This is a genomic window from Pseudoalteromonas sp. RW-H-Ap-1 (assembly GCF_048318575.1).
Classification (GTDB): domain Bacteria; phylum Pseudomonadota; class Gammaproteobacteria; order Enterobacterales; family Alteromonadaceae; genus Pseudoalteromonas.
The window spans coordinates 1,188,623-1,206,697 of the sequence record NZ_CP166996.1 but is presented as its reverse complement, the minus strand read 5'-3'; the positions used below and the strand labels follow the sequence as shown (position 1 = coordinate 1,206,697).

10 protein-coding genes and 1 pseudogene are annotated in these 18,075 nt (G+C 42.2%); 4 read left to right on the top strand and 7 right to left on the bottom strand.

Annotated elements, in window-relative coordinates; genetic code table 11:
* Window positions 1–37: 37 nt before the first annotated feature.
* Window positions 38–1,284 (top strand): annotated as a pseudogene (locus AB8618_RS05670) (amidohydrolase).
* 132 nt (window positions 1,285–1,416) lie between these two features.
* Window positions 1,417–2,049 carry a trimeric intracellular cation channel family protein gene (locus tag AB8618_RS05665; protein ID WP_138609080.1) on the top strand — a complete coding sequence of 211 codons (633 nt, stop codon included), beginning with the start codon at window positions 1,417–1,419 and terminating at the stop codon, window positions 2,047–2,049.
* A gap of 13 nt (window positions 2,050–2,062) precedes the next feature.
* Here AB8618_RS05665 and recD read toward each other — a convergent pair whose 3' ends face one another.
* From recD to AB8618_RS05630, 7 genes are all read right to left on the bottom strand, one after another.
* Window positions 2,063–4,081: an exodeoxyribonuclease V subunit alpha gene (gene recD / locus AB8618_RS05660; RefSeq protein WP_413401680.1), complete on the bottom strand. Its 2,019-nt coding sequence runs from the start codon at window positions 4,079–4,081 to the stop codon at window positions 2,063–2,065.
* Window positions 4,078–7,644 (bottom strand): exodeoxyribonuclease V subunit beta, encoded by a 3,567-nt coding sequence (gene recB, locus AB8618_RS05655; RefSeq protein WP_413401678.1) that lies wholly within the window; start codon window positions 7,642–7,644, stop codon window positions 4,078–4,080. Before recB ends, recD begins: the two co-directional genes overlap by 4 nt.
* Window positions 7,631–10,930 (bottom strand): exodeoxyribonuclease V subunit gamma, encoded by a 3,300-nt coding sequence (gene recC, locus AB8618_RS05650; RefSeq protein WP_413401676.1) that lies wholly within the window; start codon window positions 10,928–10,930, stop codon window positions 7,631–7,633. The genes recB and recC overlap by 14 nt, the downstream gene beginning before the upstream one ends.
* Before the next feature lie 166 nt (window positions 10,931–11,096).
* Window positions 11,097–12,158 carry an alkaline phosphatase D family protein gene (locus tag AB8618_RS05645; RefSeq protein ID WP_413401674.1) on the bottom strand — a complete coding sequence of 354 codons (1,062 nt, stop codon included), beginning with the start codon at window positions 12,156–12,158 and terminating at the stop codon, window positions 11,097–11,099.
* Window positions 12,155–13,285 carry an alkaline phosphatase family protein gene (locus tag AB8618_RS05640; RefSeq protein WP_409425151.1) on the bottom strand — a complete coding sequence of 377 codons (1,131 nt, stop codon included), beginning with the start codon at window positions 13,283–13,285 and terminating at the stop codon, window positions 12,155–12,157. The genes AB8618_RS05645 and AB8618_RS05640 overlap by 4 nt, the downstream gene beginning before the upstream one ends.
* A 58-nt stretch (window positions 13,286–13,343) precedes the next feature.
* Window positions 13,344–15,617 carry a TonB-dependent receptor domain-containing protein gene (locus AB8618_RS05635; RefSeq protein WP_413401671.1) on the bottom strand — a complete coding sequence of 758 codons (2,274 nt, stop codon included), beginning with the start codon at window positions 15,615–15,617 and terminating at the stop codon, window positions 13,344–13,346.
* 195 nt (window positions 15,618–15,812) lie between these two features.
* A complete protein-coding gene (locus AB8618_RS05630; protein WP_138609066.1) occupies window positions 15,813–16,856 on the bottom strand; it encodes an alkene reductase in 1,044 nt (347 codons plus the stop codon).
* 153 nt (window positions 16,857–17,009) lie between these two features.
* Here AB8618_RS05630 and AB8618_RS05625 point away from each other — a divergent pair, with 153 nt between their 5' ends.
* Both AB8618_RS05625 and AB8618_RS05620 read left to right on the top strand, forming a co-directional pair.
* Entirely contained in the window at window positions 17,010–17,588 is a 579-nt protein-coding gene (locus AB8618_RS05625) for a TetR/AcrR family transcriptional regulator (protein ID WP_409425148.1), read from the top strand.
* A gap of 65 nt (window positions 17,589–17,653) precedes the next feature.
* Window positions 17,654–18,043, top strand: coding sequence for a DUF2750 domain-containing protein (locus AB8618_RS05620; protein ID WP_413401669.1), 390 nt, complete (start codon window positions 17,654–17,656; stop codon window positions 18,041–18,043).
* Window positions 18,044–18,075: the final 32 nt, after the last annotated feature.

Here is an 18,075-nt window from a genome sequence, read left to right as displayed (position 1 = left end):
TAAAAAAATAATTTTTGGCAGTGTTTTATTTACTGCAATTTCAGCGCCTAGTTTTGCTAGTAGTATTAACACCCAACTTGAACAAGCAACACAAAGTGTGAGTGAAAAAGTCGTTACATGGCGTCGCCATTTACATCAAAATCCAGAGCTGAGTAATCGCGAATTTGAAACCGCTAAGTACATTACTAACCATTTAAAATCACTGGGGCTTGAAGTACAAACCGGTATTGCGCATACCGGTGTTGTGGCAAAATTAAGCGGTGGTAAAAATGCCCTTTAATCGCCCTTCGTGCCGATATGGATGCTTTACCCGTTACCGAACAAGTTGATTTACCCTTTGCCTCTAAACAAACCTCAACCTATCGTGGTAATGAAGTAGGCGTTATGCATGCCTGTGGGCACGATACCCATGTTGCAATTTTAATGGCCGTAGCAGAGTCACTGGTAAAAATTAAAGATCAGTTAGCGGGTGAGGTACTGTTTGTATTTCAACCGGCTGAAGAAGGTGCCCCCGAGGGAGAAGAAGGTGGTGCTGAGCTAATGCTAAAAGAAGGTTTATTTAAATAAAAGCCAGAGGCGGTATTTGGCTTACATGTCACCAGCTCACTTAATACCGGGCAAATTGGCTTTAGAGAAGGGCCACTAATGGCCAGTGAAGACTCTTTCACAATTAGCGTAAAGGGTCGTCAAACCCATGGCTCGCGCCCTTGGAATGGCGTAGATCCCATAGTTGCTTCATCACAAATTATAATGGCAATTCAAACAATCGCCTCACGCCAAGTTGATGTAACTAAAGCACCTTCTGTTATTTCTTTTGGCGCAATTAATGGCGGCATACGCTCAAATATAATCCCTGATAGCGTCGAGCTAATTGGAACAATTAGAACCTTTGATCAAACTATGCGCGCCGATATTAAAAAACGTTTAGCTAAAACCGCTGAGCTGGTTGCCGAATCCGCTGGTGCAAAAGCCGACGTGCATATAGATCACGGTTACCCTGTAACAGTAAATAATGTTGCACTGACTCAAAAAATGACCCCTACGCTTGCCCGTATTGCTGGCGCTGATAACATTATTACCACAGACTTGATTACCGGTGCAGAAGACTTTAGCTATTATGCACTAGAAACCCCTGGGCTGTTTTACTTTTTAGGCGTTACTCCAAAAGATCAAAACGCTAAAACGGCACCAAGTAATCATTCACCTCAGTTTTATGTTGACGAAAGCGCATTACAACTTGGCGTAGAATCATTATCTCAACTGGTCGTTGACTACTTGCAATAACAACCCATCATAAAAGCACAGGGCTAATAACCTTGTGCTTGTGTTATAAAGAGTGCTATTCAGCTAGTATAAACCCCCAATCACTTACCTTTAATATCTAATATAAATTCTCAACTTGGTAAGGACACCTCAATGACGGCAGAGTATTTTAATTTTTTAAGTCTTATTGGCGTGGCATTCTTTGCAATTTCAGGTGCATTATTAGGCCACGACAAAGATATTGGTGGATTTGGTGTTGTCGTTGTTGGCTCAGTAACTGCGTTAGGCGGTGGCACGCTCAGAGATATTCTGCTTAACCAGCCTGTATTTTGGATAGCCAACCCCGATTATTTATATGCCACCTATGGCGCTATTTTTGTCACCGTTATGTTTATTCGCCACTTGCCCGACCTGTCTAACTATTACATGTTACTGGTTGACGCTATTGGTATGGCTATTTTTAATGTGGTCGGTATTGAAAAAGCGCTCATTGAAGGCACAACCATGGTGGTTGCGCTTACAATGGGAATGACAACGGGTATATTTGGCGGCTTAATACGTGATGTGATCTGTAGAGAAGTACCACTGGTGATGCGCGAAGAACTTTACTCCACCGCGTGTTTTGCAGGAGGCTTAACCTATGCCACGCTATTTTTATTAGAAGCTCCTTATTTATGGTGCATTATAGGTTCATTATTGGTAACCGTTTTTCTAAGATTGGGCGCACTGCATTTTGGCTGGCAACCCAACCTATTTAGAAAACGAACTCCAAAAATAAGAGATTAGTATAAGTATGGCTTTACACTAATCGCTCATACAAGCCTGACGCCCGTGATACACTTTTACCCATGGCCAGTTGCAGCACTTTTTTATCTGCCACCAGCTCAAAGGTCTGTTTTGCGCGGGTAATTCCCGTGTACACTAATTGCCTATTAATACCGATACTCGCCTGCTTGAGCGGTGGTAACACCATCGCGGTATAACTAAACTCTGAGCCTTGGGATTTATGAATGGTCATTACATACACTTTATCGTGCGCCGGAAGCCGTGCTGGAGAAAATGCCCGTTCATTGCCTTGTTCATCAATAAACACTGCCTTGAGCTGGCCGCTGTCATCGGGCATTAAAATCCCTATATCACCGTTAAACAATTTTAGCTGATAGTCGTTTTGACTAACCATTATCGGCATCCCTATATAATGCCGCTGATTAGGGTTAACGCTAATTAAACCTTGTTGCTGTAATACCCGTTCAATGCGCTGGTTTAAGCTATTAACACCATAATCGCCTTCACGTACCGCAGCAAGTAACTGATAACTGGCAAAAGCTGCATGCACTTGCGCAACACTGGCACCTTGCGCTATCAGTGTTAGGAAATTAGCATAATGACTTGCGGCACTATTTACTAACTTTTCAATTGGTGTGGAAACAAAGTTATAGTCTAAAATAATATCACTAAAATGCCCTTCGCTACTTTGTTGTTCAACATAGTTTAATATTCCACGGTTGTTGGTATTAACCGCCAGCGCCAATTGACCTATGCCACTTTTTGCATCAAACCGATAGCTATGTTGTAAAAAGGCAATGCAGTCAGCGAGTTTAAACCCACTTTGACTTTGCGCTTTGAGTTTAACAGCGCCATTAAAGCACAGCGTGTTCAATTGCTCACAGCGTACTTTTGAATAACGCGGTGTTTGTCCAAGCACTAACCCTTGGCATAAATCACTCATTACACTGCCAGTATCAACCGAAGCAAGTTGGTCTTTATCGCCGAGTAAAATCAATCGTGCATGATCTGGCAAGGCCTCAATTAATTTAGCCATAAGTGATAAGTCGACCATGCTGGCCTCATCAATAATCAATACATCAACATGCAGCGGATTGCTTTTATCGTGCCGAAATTTATTGGTAAATGGCTTAACTCCCAACAAACGGTGAATGGTTTGCGCACTTTGCGGGATCAACGCGTTAATATCATCCGGTATTTCACTCAGCTTATTTTTAGCCCCTAAAATTGACTCGGTTAGCCGAGCCGCTGCCTTACCGGTGGGTGCTACTAATTTAATGCTCAATGGCGCCGCTTGATATAACGATTGTAAAATCGCTAACAGCTTTGTTACCGTGGTGGTTTTACCGGTGCCAGGCCCGCCCGTGATCACACTAAAACCTTTTGTAGCGGCAATGGCACACGCTACTTTTTGCCAATCAATATCAATACTCGGATCATCAGGAAAGTAGCGAGTTAATAACTGAGCAAGTACTGCATCATCAATGTTAAGTTGTCGCTCGCTCATTGTTAGTAATCGTTGGGCAAGGGTCTGTTCATAACCAGCTAAACGAGAAAAATATAACCGTTGATTAAACAATTGCAGTGGCTTTTGCTCCCCAACACTATGATGTGAGAGTAAATAACGTATTGCCGCTTCAGTCGTAAAGTCATCACTAAATGGGCTGAGAGTGTCAGGCTGTGTGCCTTCTAGTTTAGTAAAGTCGCTTTGACGTAAATTAAACGGATTAGTCCAATCAACCTCTGTGAGGGTTAAACAACTATGCTGGCTTTGCTGCGATAAACACAACATTAAAATTATATAAAAGAGGTCGTCATACCCTTGCTGTGCGTTTGTGCCACTGAGCAATTCAGCCAGTTTTACATCAACTACACGCACTCTATGTTCGTCCGTTAAATACGTTAGCAACGGCACGACTTTGATGCTTTCGCTGGTCTGCATCGTTGGCTGTGCTGTTGTGAGCACAGGTTCATCTAAAGGCGCATCATCTAAGTCATCAAACAAACCCGGTTGTTGATTTAAATCACTCATAGCATGGCTCCTTGGCTAAACAAGCCATCTAAAATAACGACTTGATTTGCACTTAGCTGTTTAAAGTACACTCCCTCTCCTGCTGGCATACCGCGTAAAAAAGTATAATAAACACCGCCTAAATGCGCCTCTATTGAATAATCGGGAATTCGCTGTTTAAGCAAGCGATGTAGCGCTACGGTATAAATTAAATACTGTAAATGATATTGGTGGCTGGTCATGGCTTGCTCTAGCTGCTCTGGCACATAATCAGCGGCGGTGTTGCCCAAATAATTCGATTTATAATCTAAAATATAATACTTGCCTTGGTAGCAAAAAATTAAATCAATAAAGCCTTTTAGTAACCCTTTAACATGGGCAAACTCAAGTTTACTTTGGTTAAAGCCAAAATGTTTAATCAACACTTCATTAAGCTTAGGCGCACTGAGGCTGCTTAGTGGTAAGTTAAACTCCATTTCTACTAAACAGTCACTTGGCGCTAATTGGCTCAAACTTAAATTATTATCGCTGTTTAACGGGCAATTAAGTGCATCGAGTACCCATTGTTCGGTAATTTGCTGCCATTGCTCATCAATATGGTATTTATCAAAAGCACGCTCAATCACAGCCGTTAAGTTTTGCTCGGCATTCGTGGGATGATTTACCGGACTGGTAAAATCAATCTGCTCAAATATTTCGTGCAAACAACTCCCTGGTTTTGCACCCTTTGGAAAGCTATACGGTGAAGGAAGTTCATCTTGCTGCACAGCAAACTCATCTCTTTGATGATCTTCATCACTGCGCCCAGGAGCAAGTTGATCAGCATGCTTTTTAAAACTCAAGGCACTAAAGCTGGTTGCTCGCCAGTCACGTTCAATCTGCGCCGTTACTGTATTAATAAGTAAATCGTGCTGTTTAGTGTCACTATTTTTTAAGCGAAATATGCCCTGATCAACTAATTCGCCTGAGGTAAATTGCTGGTATTGCATAGCATGATTAGCCTCACAAAATTCACTTAAATGGGTGCGCCACACTTGGCTGCTGGTTATCTCTAACCCTGAGAACAACACATGCCCCAGCGCACTACTTTGAATTGCTAAACGGCTACTTTGCCCTTGAGAAATGTTATACACGCCCAGCGAACAAAAGTGCACTGCACGAGTCAGTGCTACATAAAGCAAACGTAAATCTTCAGCTAAACGTTCTTGCTCGGCCTTTTGCAGGGCATCTTCATCTTTACTTAAATCGTATATCAGCTTGCCATCTTGATGATAAAGCGCGTCTTTAGTTTCACGATAACCACTGGCAAATGGCATAAATACCAAGGGGTATTCAAGCCCCTTAGAAGCATGCATAGTCACGATTTTAACTAAGTTCGCATCACTTTCTAAGCGAACTTGCACTGTTTCGCCATCTTGCTGGCTCACCTTTTGCGCAAACCAACGTAATAAACGAAGTGTCCCTTCAAGCTCAATTTGTTTTTGCTGCAGTATTTCGCCTAGGTGCCTGAAGTCGGTAAGCCACCGCTCTACGTTATAGCCCAAACCTTGCCATTTGGCACTGAGCTGATTATGACTCAGTAAGCGTTCAAGCATTGCCATTGCCCCTTGCTTATGCCAAATATGGCTAAGTTGAGCAAAAAAGTTTAGGTGTTCTTGCCAGCTATTTTCATCATCGGCTAGAGCAAAAATATCGTTATAGCTTAAACAAAATAAAGGGCCGGCTAATACACCGCGTAGTAATGCCTCATCGTACTGACCATGCAAAGCCGTTAAAAAATTGAGCAAGTGATGACTTAACTCTTGGCTAAATACACTGTCGCGAGACAAATACACACTGGCAATATTAGCTTTACTCAGCGCTTGCTTCATTATTTGTGCCTCAACGCGGTCGCGCACCAAAATACAAATATCAGCAGCACTGACAGGGTTAGCGCCAATACAGGCAACACCTTGGTTTGCTTGCTCAAGTAAAGTAACTATTTTATTAGCAAAATGGGTGGCTAAATGTGCTTGCCCTACGCCTTTACTGGTCGGCTTATTTTTTTTATCGCCGGCTTCATCTACAAACACATTAAATTCAAACGCGGTGGCAGGTTTACCGTCAATTAAAAACGACTCATCTGCTTTTTTTCCTTTCGCTTTCACTTTATTAAATGGAATAGCGTCGTTATAAATAAAGCTGTTGTCGTATTTGCTAAAAAAGCTATTTACACTATTTACAATATCACTGCTTGAACGAAAGTTAGTGCCCAATGTAAATTGTTGTGGCTCATCTACCGCTTCTTTTGCGCCAATGTAGGTAAATATATCTGCGCCCCTAAACCCATAAATTGCTTGTTTAGGATCGCCTATCATAGCTAAAGTGGTATTGCTTTGAGCATAAATTTTACTAAAAATACCGTACTGAATCGGGTCAGTATCCTGAAACTCATCTATCATTGCCACCGGAAATAACTGCGCTATTTTTTGTGCGAGCACATCACCTTGTTCACTCTTTAAGGCACTGTGTAAATTAGTCAGTAAATCGTCAGGAGTGATCACGCTTTGTTCTTGTTTGCGTTTAACTATGGCCGCTTTTACCCAGCTCGCCGCATATTGCACTATCGCAATTTTTAGCCCTTGGTTGATGGTGTTGTTAAGTGCGGCTAAGGCATCGAATTGGCTAATAAGTGGATGAGTCAGTAATGTGCCATTTTTTTTATAATTAGCTGCATTACTTAAGCTCTCGCTACTCCACACCTCAAACGAATACTTACTGGTACCAAATTCAAAAAAGTCATCATTGCCTAAGCAAAATGCTTCAAGTGCAGCAAGACTGCCCTTTCGCCCAGGTGTTTTTGAGCCACTTAAATCGGATGCTTTAACAGCACCAATAAACTCTTGCTCTAGGCACGCTTTTTTAAAGGCTGGAACACGCGCCAAGTATTCATCTCGCGCTTGCCATACCGCATCTAAACTAACTTGCGGTGTTATCTCTGCGTTCGCCTTATTTAAAATACTACTTACATGACTAAATAGTGATTCGGGCGCGGCAAATACCGCTAAAATCGCATCTGTTCTTTCTTTACTAAGTGGGTATACAAACGCGCGCCAAAAGTCTTTTATGGTTTCTAGCAGAATATCGCGCTCATCTAAAATGAACTCTAAGTTAAATGCCACACCGGATTCAAAAGCATGCTGCTTTAGCATTCGCTGACAAAAACCATGAATGGTAAAAATAGCTGCTTCGTCCATTGATTTAGCTGCAGCATCGAGTAAGTCAAATGCACGGTGCTTGTCATCAACGCCCGCTATTACGCCTTCAATTAGCTCATCATTAGGTACTTGCCCCAGTAACGCATCACGCGCAGCAATAATACGGCTACGAACACGGTCTTTAATTTCTTGCGTGGCGGCATCGGTAAAGGTGACTACCAAAATTTGCTCAACGCTCAATGGCGTATTCAGCTCACCAGGTATTTGCATGCCCAATAAATAGCGCAAATACAAACCCGTGATCGTGTAGGTTTTACCTGTGCCAGCACTGGCTTCAATTAAGCTTTGCCCTGATAATGGCATGGTGAGTGGATTAAGCGCTTGCATAGTCACTCTCCTTGGCATGCTCAAATAATGGGGCGAGTAGCTTATCGCTCCAATGTATAAATTCGTCTTGGCAGTCATTAAGTGATTGCACCGTTAAACGAATATATGGGTTTTCCCCCTCACCTCGGCCAATATACTGTGGACTAAATTTACTGTTGGCTTTTGCCATATCACCACCGCTTTTCACGTATTCATAACCACTTACCGGAAAAAACGCCACGGGCTTGTTGCGTAATTCTTTATAAAGCTCAAACCAATCTGCGAGCAGTAAATCGGCATCGGCTTTACTCATTGGAGCAAAGCTAATTTGCTTATCTAAACCCAGCAATAAGGTTTCAACCTCCTGTTGCATGCTTTGTGCAGCAAGGTGATAAATAAAGCCTTTAATTAAATCTTTAGCTTTAATACTGGCACTGCGATAAAACACTTGTTTTTGCATATACACATGGTTTAGCCAGCCTTCAATGGTGGTGTTTTCAAGTGACAGTAATACTTCTATCGGTTCGCTTTTACCCGCTTTTATTTGTTGTTTTACTTGCCCTGCAAGCGCATCAACGCGATGTTGCATGCTTTCATAAATTAAGCTGCCAACATGAGCTTGCGGCAACTCACCGCGCTGCAGTATTTGTTCGGTACTTAGTGGGATATCGTTAATATTAGCTTCAAGTATTTCATCAAGGTAAAAATAACGGCGTAGCGCATCTAAGCTAAACGGTTCTTCATCTTTGGCTATGTCGTTAAATTGCGGCAAACGTAACCCTAAGCTTTGCTGATAAAAGCTCTCTTGGGCATGGCACACACTGCGAATAAACACATCAAGATCAAGTAGCTCTGGAGGCGTTACATCAAGTGCAGTGATTGCTTTTGGCTCAATGGCCTCGCTAGGCAGCCAAATTGGGTTATAGCTGTGGTTGTTAAGCCCTGCCTGTTCAGCGCTAGCTGGCAGATAATACTGACTATTAAAAGGTTGTAAATGTTGTTGGCTAATAAGACAATCTGGCAAGGATTTATCACTGGGTTCGCTAAGTTTGAAGCTGCGACCTATGTATTCTAACAATTCACTGACAAGCGTTGATGGCATGCACGGCTGGTTGTCAAAACATGATCGGCCAATGTAGCTCATATATAAATTATCTCGGGCACTGAGAAGTGCTTCTAAAAAGAGGTAACGGTCATCGAGTTTTCGTGAACGGTCACCTTTTTGCTTTTTAGAGTAAGGTACTAAGTCAAAACCGATAGGCTGCACGGTACGTGGGTAATCGGCATCGTTCAAGCCTAACATACACACTACCTTAAACGGCACGGCGCGCATTGGCATTAACGTACAAAAATTCACTTGCCCCACTAAAAAACGTTGGCCGACACCTTTTTCTTGTATGCCTTGTTTAATTAAATAGCTAACAATGCGCTGCGACACGGCCTCACTGTAATCACCATTATCATGATGTTTACCAATGTCTTCGAGTACTTTTTGCAGTACTAATAAATCCCAACTGTCGTCACTTTCGCTCTCATAAATAGTATTGAGCAGCTCATTTAAAATTTGGGCTTTATTGGTGAGTGTGTCATCGGGGGTGAGCTTAGCTTTAAAGTCTTGCAACACATTAATAAAATGTACCAGCTTGTTGAGTGTATCGAGCGCCATGCCCTCAACCTCATCGGCACTGTAAATACCATTAAATGGGCATTGTTCATCGCGCATGGCAATACCCAGTAGTAGCCGGTTTAAGCCATGTTGCCAAGTGTTAAGCTCAATTGCGGGTAAATCAAAGCTACTTTTATGTTCAGCGTTTACGCCCCATTTAACGCCAACGCGCTCCAACCAAAACTGAATTTGCTCATATTCATGCGCTTCTAAGCCAAATTTTTCAGCAATTTGGGTAACCTGTAATAAATCGAGAATATCCGACACGCCAAAGCGCGAAAACGGTAAATTAGCTAAACTAGCAAACGAACTCAGTACTGGCTTTTCTTGCTCTATGGCTAAATCAGCTAGCGCATAAGGTATAAATCGGCTGCCCTGTGCACCACCAAAAACTGCTTCAATATAAGGGCTGTAGGTACCAACGTCGGGCATCATCACAATTATGTCTTTGGGGGTAAGCGCTGGGTTCTGATTAAACAAATTAAGTAAGTAATCGTGCAAACGCTCTACTTCTCGAAGTGGTGTATGGCAATCGCTAAGTGTAATGCTTGCATCGTTTACACTTATTGGCAGCTTGCCCTCATCGTTAATAAACCATTCTTTGTTATCGGTGAGCGACTCACCTTTAAAGGCAAGTTGGTAAATTTCACTTTGCACTTGGCCAAGTAAGCTGTCGTCAAATGCATCTATAAAGCCATCAATCCAGCGGGCATCTAGCTGCACTAGTTGCTCAAAATAATCGCGGCCGAGTTTACCCCACGACGACAATAGCGGATTACCAATAAAATAGTATTCCTCATCAGGGTTGGTGTGCTTTTTTTGCTGTGCTTCCACCAGCGGCATTTTTGCGTATTTAGCGGTGATTTTAGCTGCTGTTTTTTCATCAATAATATCGCCCCAGTAATGCTCGCTAGGGTTAAAAAAGAACAAAAACACTTCAGTTTTTTTACTTAAGGCTTCAAACACCTCAAGCTGCGAGCTAGCAATGGCAGATATGCCAAATAAACTAATGCGTTTTGGCAATAAGCTGCTATCCATGCTCTCAAGTGCACTGAGTAACTGCCCTTGCATATTGGCACGGTGAAATTGGCTTTGGCCTAGCTGCTTGCTTAATTTGACGATACGACGCCATAAATCGGGTTGCCAAGGCGCAATGGTTATATCAACATCATCAAGCTCATCGGTGCCACTATCCCATGTGGCTATCCAATGTGGGCGGTACATTAAATATTGGTCGTACACATCGGCTATTTTTTCACATAGAGCAAAGGTTTTTTGACCGTCAATATCACCCTCTAAATAGGTTTTAAGCGGTAAGTACAGCGGTTCATTTATGCACTGGGGTAAAATGGCAAATAATTTCCAAGCAAGATTAGGTTTGTTAAAGGCCGACTCTTTAGGCACGTTTGGCAGTAATTGCTGATACAACTGCCAAATAAAACTCGATGGTAGCGGAAAGTCTACCTGTGCAGCTACGCCTAAATTTTCACTTAAACCGATTTTAAGCCATTGCGACATACCCGGCGATTGCACTAACACCACTTCTTTATCAAATGGGCTTTGCAATGGGTTTATTTTTAATAGCTGATGAAACTGCGCTTGCAGGGCTTCCATACGGTTTGATTGAATAATATTGAGCATACGATACCAGCCTTACTTGAGATAAAGCCAGTGTAAGATATTTTCAATTTAAGCGGTAGCGCTAAGAGGAAATTGGCATTAATAAATCAGCAAGTTAGCCCGCCGACAGATGAAATTTTAAACGCACAGCTTTACCCGCAGTGCGTTTATTATTTAAATGGTGATGCTATTTATAAGGACTAATACTTGAAAGACTAAAGTCACTTTGCATAATAACCTGACCCTCAATGCCTTTAAGCTTTAATGAAATAGCAGGGTCGACTTGTTGCCAGTCTATGCTTAAATCACCATAGTTAACATTATGCGTGTAATCACCCACACGATGCTGGTTAGGGCTAACGTCTTTCCACTTTTCTGTCAGGCCTGAGCTGGTCATTTCAATAAGCGGGTAATCAAGATTGTGTTGATACCTTGAAATCTCGCCCCAATGAGTATCGCCACTAATAATAATTACACCATTTATTTGGTGTTTTTTAATTAGCGCAAATAAACGATTTCGATCCTCTGGAAAATTTGCCCACGACTCCCAGCCGGTAAAATCTGGCAGTAACTGCAAGCTTGACGCTATTAGCTTTATTGCCGCTGGCTTTTTCAGCTCGGCTTCAAGCCATCGCCACTGTGCTTCCCCTAGCATTGACGCGCCTTTAACTTCAGTTGGACTGTACGGGCCTTGGTTATTTAGTTTACGCTTGGTGTAATACTCAAGCTCGCTAACAGAATTAAGTGTGTCACGATTAAAGCGTAAATCTGGCATGATCACCTGCACGGTTTGCTCGCCTTCGCCATACATGTACGAGGTATAAATACCATCAGCACGGGTACGGCGTTTTGAATTAGCAGGTTCTTGCCAAAAATCGAGCATGATTTGCCGCGATGCTTCCTTATGCGGATACTCTTTCCCCGCGTCATTTTGACCATAATCGTGATCATCCCACATGGCTATTATTGGTGTTTTTGCGCGTAGTGCTTTAAAGCCAGGCTTTGCCCCAAGGCGTTGGTATTTATTTTTAAGTACAGCCATGTCGTTAGTATCGCCATAAATGTTATCGCCTAAAAAAATAAATAAATCACTCTGCTCTTTGTTGATGGCGTTAAATATAGGAATGTCTTTATCTTGGTGCCCGCAGGAACCAAATAATATTTTAGACGGCGCAGCCATTGCTCCACTGCTAATCACAATAGTCAGTGACAGTGCAGAATACTTAAGGGTTTTTAGTAACTGTTTCATTTTAAAATCTCATTAATAGCCGGTGCCATATTAGGGTTAATTATGTGTGGGTTTTGCCCAAGTGCTTTTAAAACGGTGGCGGCAACTTGCGCTTGTTTAAGCTCGTTTTTAGTTTTAATTAAACCGTTATTTTTAATTGCAGGGCCAATGGCAGCAAGCCAAATATGCTCAGAGCCTACTATGCCGTTAGGAAACACATCTGCGCCTAGGTTAAGCTCTAGCAATGCTCGACGAGAACTGTGATGCTGCCAATCACTGGCATGACTTCCACGGCCATGATCAGTAGTAACGATCAGCGTCGTATTATTTTTATAACCTGGGGTACTTTGAATGGTTTGCCACAAATCTTTTATAAATGCATCGCTTTGCTTAGCCGATTTTAAATAGGCGTCGTAATGCCCATCGTGAGCAAAATCATCAGTTTCTCCCAAACTAATCACCAATAGTCTTGGCTTTTTCGCCAGCATATACGCCTTAGCAAAACGATAGGTAAAACTATCAAGCCGCACATTGTGCCAAGGGCTGGGTATTTCTGTTTGTAGCGCATTAAGTAGCGCTGCGTCGGCAAATAAATCATCAGCAACGGGCATAAACCCCGCATTCACCTGCACCTTGCTGCGCTGGGTATTTACAATGAAAGGAAACACATCCCAACTACCAAATAACGCGGTGCTGTTTTTAAATTCAGGTTGGGCGTTTAAACGCTCTAAAATAGTTTTATTTGGATTAAATACCTTGTCGTTACTGTTGATACTTTCATCCACTTCACCAGTAAGAATTTCGTTATACCCAGGATATGAAAAATACCACGGGTTACTCACCGACATAGTTGAGCCTTTAGCCCTATCGCCAATAATTACGCCTTGCTTTGCAATGGTTTGAGTTAAAAATGGCATTAACAACTGTTGACGCTGTTGCACACTTTCATGCCAAAACTGGCTTTTTAATTGCGCTGGTTGCTTAACAAACTCTTTATTATTAATCAGCTTGTTATCGGCACCATTGAAGACTTCTTGCCAGCGAACTCCATCTAAAGTTACCAACACCACATTTTGCGGTGCAGCCAAAACCGCCTGACTGTTAAGTAAAGCCAAACCGATTATTAGTATTGTTATTATTGTTTGCATACACACCTCGCTTAATAAAAAGCCCATCAATGATGGGCTTAATTACGTTTATTACGTTTTAAAACGTGGCGGTTAACGTCACGGCTGCTGTGCGTGGGGCGCCAATAAAGTAAGTGCTCCCATTACCTGTGCCGCCTGCTAGGTAGCTTTCATCAGTAATGTTGTAAACCACAAAAGCAATATCAACGGCTTTAAACGGGCCAGCATTAACTTCGGCTGCATAACCTGCGTTTAAATCAACCACGGTGTAGCTATCTACATCGCCACGCTCACCAGTGTATTTAGCCGATAAACCAAAGCGGAAATCACCGCTGTAATAATCGGTTGAAAGCACAAATAAATCATCTACTGAGTCAATTACTTTGCCTCCTGCTTCAAACCCTGGCGCATCGCCTTTGTATTCAGAGCTATTATTGGTGTATGAGCTATATACATTCCACTCATTATTAAGCATGTAACTTGCTGACAGCTCTAAACCTTTGGATTCAATACCGCCCACATTTAAGTACGAGCCATTTGTGCCTATGGTGTAGTCTATACCGCCGGTGTCACTGCCTGGAGCTATAAAGGTGATACGGTTATCAAATTCAATTGAATAGGCCGTTGCCGTTAGTTTAAGTGCATTATTTTGATAGCGTACACCTAGATCAATATTTTCAGCGGTTTCTGGCTTAATAGCTGATAAGTCAGAGCTGTCGCGCTCAAGCACACCATCTTTAATGGCGGCAAAGTTTTCGCTATAGCTGGTAAATAACTCAGTATTACTATTTAGCTGATACAAAATGCCGCCACTAAATAGAAGGTCTGAATCACTGTTTACTTTAGCTGTTGTCGCATTTTGATAATGGTCATACTTTTCTATGTCTACTAAGTACTTTTTAACCCCTAGGTTAAGGGTTAAATCGCCAAATGCCATTGAGTCTTGGGCGTACCATTTAAGAATGTCGGTTTCAAAGGTGTTTTTGTATTGCGTCCAGTATGGGGTGTTATCAAAGTGATGATAAATGCGCGCATCTATAACTTTATGCCAATCACGCGACTCATCACGGTCGCTTTGCTCATACCAAAAACCCGCTTCTATATCATGCATGCCAAAGGTCGCTTGATAATTAGCGGTTACCCCTAAACGATCTTTATTGTAATGAGTATGACGATAAGACATAACTGGCGTGGCATCAGCGTCGTAACACGCAGGGTTAAGCTCAGGTCCCGACTCCCACGGCCAGTTTAAGCTTGCTGTACAACCTGCGTTGGGAGCAAGTGGGTTGCCATTACTATCTGTAAAGCCATAAGAGCCTGCGTTTGTACCACCTTCCGTGGTTGGGTTGCCATTTTCATCTACAGGAGACGTTAAATACGGAGGGATCCAATCGCCTCGGCCTGAGTTTTTATGATAATACGGGCTAATGGTTAACAATGAGGTGGGTGAAATCGCGTATTCAAATTTTAAATACCCTAGAGTATTTTCACGTAGCGTGCCCCAACCTTCTGCAAACATTTGGTCAAAGTGCGGAACGCCTGTCCAGTTCCATGTTAGTTGATCCCAACCTGGAGTTTGTTCAAATTGTGCCAAGCTCACGCTGTTGTAATTCGTCTCGCTTACATCATCGTAAGATAAACGCCCTGTTATAGTTAACTCATCAAGGGTGGTGACAAATTTCGCTTCAGCATGTTGGTTATCTTTACCACCATTGCTACCCGAACCAATCCAACGGCTAGTATCGGTTTGCGAGTAACTTACATACGCTTGAGTATTATCGAAAATGGTGCCAGTTTCGTGTTTAACGTAATAGCGGCTCGCGTCATGGCTGCCTGAGGTATATGCAAAAGTGGTGCTTTTTTCAACGCTAGGCGCTTTACTTACAAAGTTAAAAGTACCGCCTAGTGCTTCTAACGAGGCAGATTTAATATCTGAGGTACCTTGGCCAACTTCCACTGTCACCAAGTTTTCGCTATCTAGGTAACGATTCGCTTTAGCACCACCGCCATAATTAGAACCGCCATTAGGAATACCGTCTACCGTCATACCTAATTGCTGCTGGTTTGAGTCAATACTAAAACCACGCATGGTGATAGTTGTTGACCAATCGTCGCCGCCAAATGCGTCGCCTTCGTTTATGCTAATGCCAGGTAAGTTATCTATTACTGATAACACACTCGATACCGAGCTTTGTTGCTCAAGCATGGCAGGTTCAATAACGTTGTTTGCATAACTGGTTGGTTTTGCAGTAACGGTTACTTCTTCTATCACGTCATCGTTAGCATAAGCTGAAGTTGATACCGCCATGGCCACAGCCATGCTCAAAATCGATTTATTTTTTAAAGCGTACATTGTTGTCCCGTTTGATTCTAATTATAAAAGGTAATTATGAAAGCGGGCACAGTCTATTTTTTAAATATGACAACGAGGGGGAACTTTATTGACAGCAAGATTAAACAATTATGAGTAAATTATGGCAAATAAATGTATAAAAAAAGACACTCACAATTGTCCATGAGTGTCCTATGGTTTTTACTAAATTAGCTGCTATTTCAATTCAGCTAGCATTTCATCACTGTAAGCTGTGACTTCTTCGCCGTTTTTAATTTTGCTAATGTAATCTGGGTTAGCAATAAGCGGGCGACCAATAGCAATTAAATCAAATTTATTGTCGTTAATCGCTTCTTTAGCAGTTTCAAAACTATAACTACCTACACCCACTAAGGTACTTGCATAACCAGCTCGTAAAAATTCAGAGGTTGATTTACCTTCTAGTGAATCAAAACGCATGCTGTCGTCAAAAATACCGCCGTGTAAATAAGCTAACTTGCGGTTTTCAAGCTCTGGTAATAAGTAGTCAAATACTGCTTTATCGCGATTGTCTTCGCTCATGTTAAAATAAGCACCTGGCGTTAAACGCATAGCGGTACGCTCATTGCCCACAACATCAATAACTGCATCGGTTACTTCCAGTGCAAAACGAGACATGTTTTCTGGTGTTTGCCCGTACTCGTCATCACGTTCATTTGCCGCATAATGTAAAAATTGGTCAATTAAATAACCATTAGCACCATGAATTTCTACGCCGTCAAAACCCGCTTCCATCGCATTTTCTGCGGCTTTAGCGTAGTCAGCCACTAAGCCTTTAATGTCGTCTGTAGTTACAGGCTTTGGCGTAACATAAGTGAGCTCGCGCATACGCGGTACTGAACCTTCAACCCCTATTGCAGATGGCGCCAAAACATCACCACCAAAAAAGTGAGGGTGTGCTACACGGCCAACATGCCATAGTTGTGCAAACATTTTTCCGCCATTGGCATGTACTGCATCAGTGACTTTTTTCCAACCTTGAATTTGTTCGCTAGTGAAAAGCCCAGGTGTATTTGGATAACCTTGAGCATCAGCACGGATAATAATGGCTTCACTAATAATTAAGCCTACATCAGCACGGCGAGCGTAGTAATCAACCATGGCTTGTGTTGGCACTAAATTGTCATCTGCCATACAACGGGTCAATGGTGCCATAAGTACGCGGTTTTGCAGTTCTATGCTGTTATTTAATTTAAAAGGTGAAAGTAAGTCAATCGACATAATATTTATCCTTTGTTGAATGTACATTCAAGATAAGGTCACTTGAATGAATATTCAAGTATAATTTTGAAACTTTGTTTAAGATTGCGTAAACTCCTAGGCCTAAGAAAAATAAATTTATTCATTACTACTCTCTCCACTAAAAGAGTCATTATGAGAACTGCAGAATTTGATAAAGAGTTTGTACTGCGCCAAGCTATGGCCATGTTTATGCTGCATGGCTACGCAAAAACCAGTATGCAAAAACTGACTCAAGCCACCCATTTACATCCGGGTTCTTTGTATGGGGCATTTGGTAATAAAAAAGGCATTTTTTTAGCCGCCACGGAGCAATACCAAACCGATCGCAATACACAGTTTACGGCCCTGTTTGAGCACAGTAATTGTATTTTAGATACGCTGAAACATTACCTTAATATCATTGTGCAAGAATGTATTGACGGCGAAGCAACTAAAGTGTGCTTGCTTACAAAAAGCATTAGTGAGGTGGAGGGTAACGATCCACAAATTTGCCACGTATTACGAACTAATTTAACGGCGTACGAGCATGCCTTTGCGCAGCAATTACAAAAAGCGATAGATAATAAAGAAATTACCAATGGGCGAAGTGCCATAGAACTAGCACGATTTTGTGTTATGGGTATTTATGGATTGCGCACTTACGCATTAACAAATCAAGACCCCGACGCACTAAACCAACTAGCCGATGAGCTGCTTGTAGCCATTAGCTAAACTAAATTTTAAAGCGCAGTATGTCGCTGCCTTTTGTATTCCCCCACAGTGAGAGAGAGCCAAAAATGACCACTGACAATTTATCAAAGCAAGACGACGTAATTTTAGGCCTTGGCGCAAAAAAACGACTCGCATTCATGTACGAAACTGTGCAGCAGTTTAAACAAGTGTGGATTTTAAACGATGACGACGGCTGCGTCATGCTCACTAACGAAGACGACGACTGTGTGCCTGTATGGCCAACCCGTGAGTTTGCCCAAGCTTGGGCAACCGGCGAATGGGAAGGATGTACACCTAAAGCAATTCCAACTGCAGATTGGTTTAGCCGCTGGACACCAGGCCTTGAAGAAGATGACTTACTGGTTGCTGTTTTCCCTACCGAAGATGACGACGGCACGATTTTATTTCCTGATGAATTTCAAGCGCAGTTGAATAAATCAATTAGAAAATATTAGGGTCTGTTAATCTTTGCGGATTAAAATTTGTT

Coding starts and splice junctions, on each gene's coding strand:
- AB8618_RS05630 (WP_138609066.1), bottom strand. CDS start 16,856: ATGTCGATTGACTTACTTTCACCTTTTAAATTAAATAACAGCATAGAA.
- AB8618_RS05665 (WP_138609080.1), top strand. CDS start 1,417: ATGACGGCAGAGTATTTTAATTTTTTAAGTCTTATTGGCGTGGCATTC.
- AB8618_RS05620 (WP_413401669.1), top strand. CDS start 17,654: ATGACCACTGACAATTTATCAAAGCAAGACGACGTAATTTTAGGCCTT.
- AB8618_RS05635 (WP_413401671.1), bottom strand. CDS start 15,617: ATGTACGCTTTAAAAAATAAATCGATTTTGAGCATGGCTGTGGCCATG.
- recC (WP_413401676.1), bottom strand. CDS start 10,930: ATGCTCAATATTATTCAATCAAACCGTATGGAAGCCCTGCAAGCGCAG.
- AB8618_RS05640 (WP_409425151.1), bottom strand. CDS start 13,285: ATGCAAACAATAATAACAATACTAATAATCGGTTTGGCTTTACTTAAC.
- AB8618_RS05645 (WP_413401674.1), bottom strand. CDS start 12,158: ATGAAACAGTTACTAAAAACCCTTAAGTATTCTGCACTGTCACTGACT.
- AB8618_RS05625 (WP_409425148.1), top strand. CDS start 17,010: ATGAGAACTGCAGAATTTGATAAAGAGTTTGTACTGCGCCAAGCTATG.
- recD (WP_413401680.1), bottom strand. CDS start 4,081: ATGAGTGATTTAAATCAACAACCGGGTTTGTTTGATGACTTAGATGAT.
- recB (WP_413401678.1), bottom strand. CDS start 7,644: ATGCAAGCGCTTAATCCACTCACCATGCCATTATCAGGGCAAAGCTTA.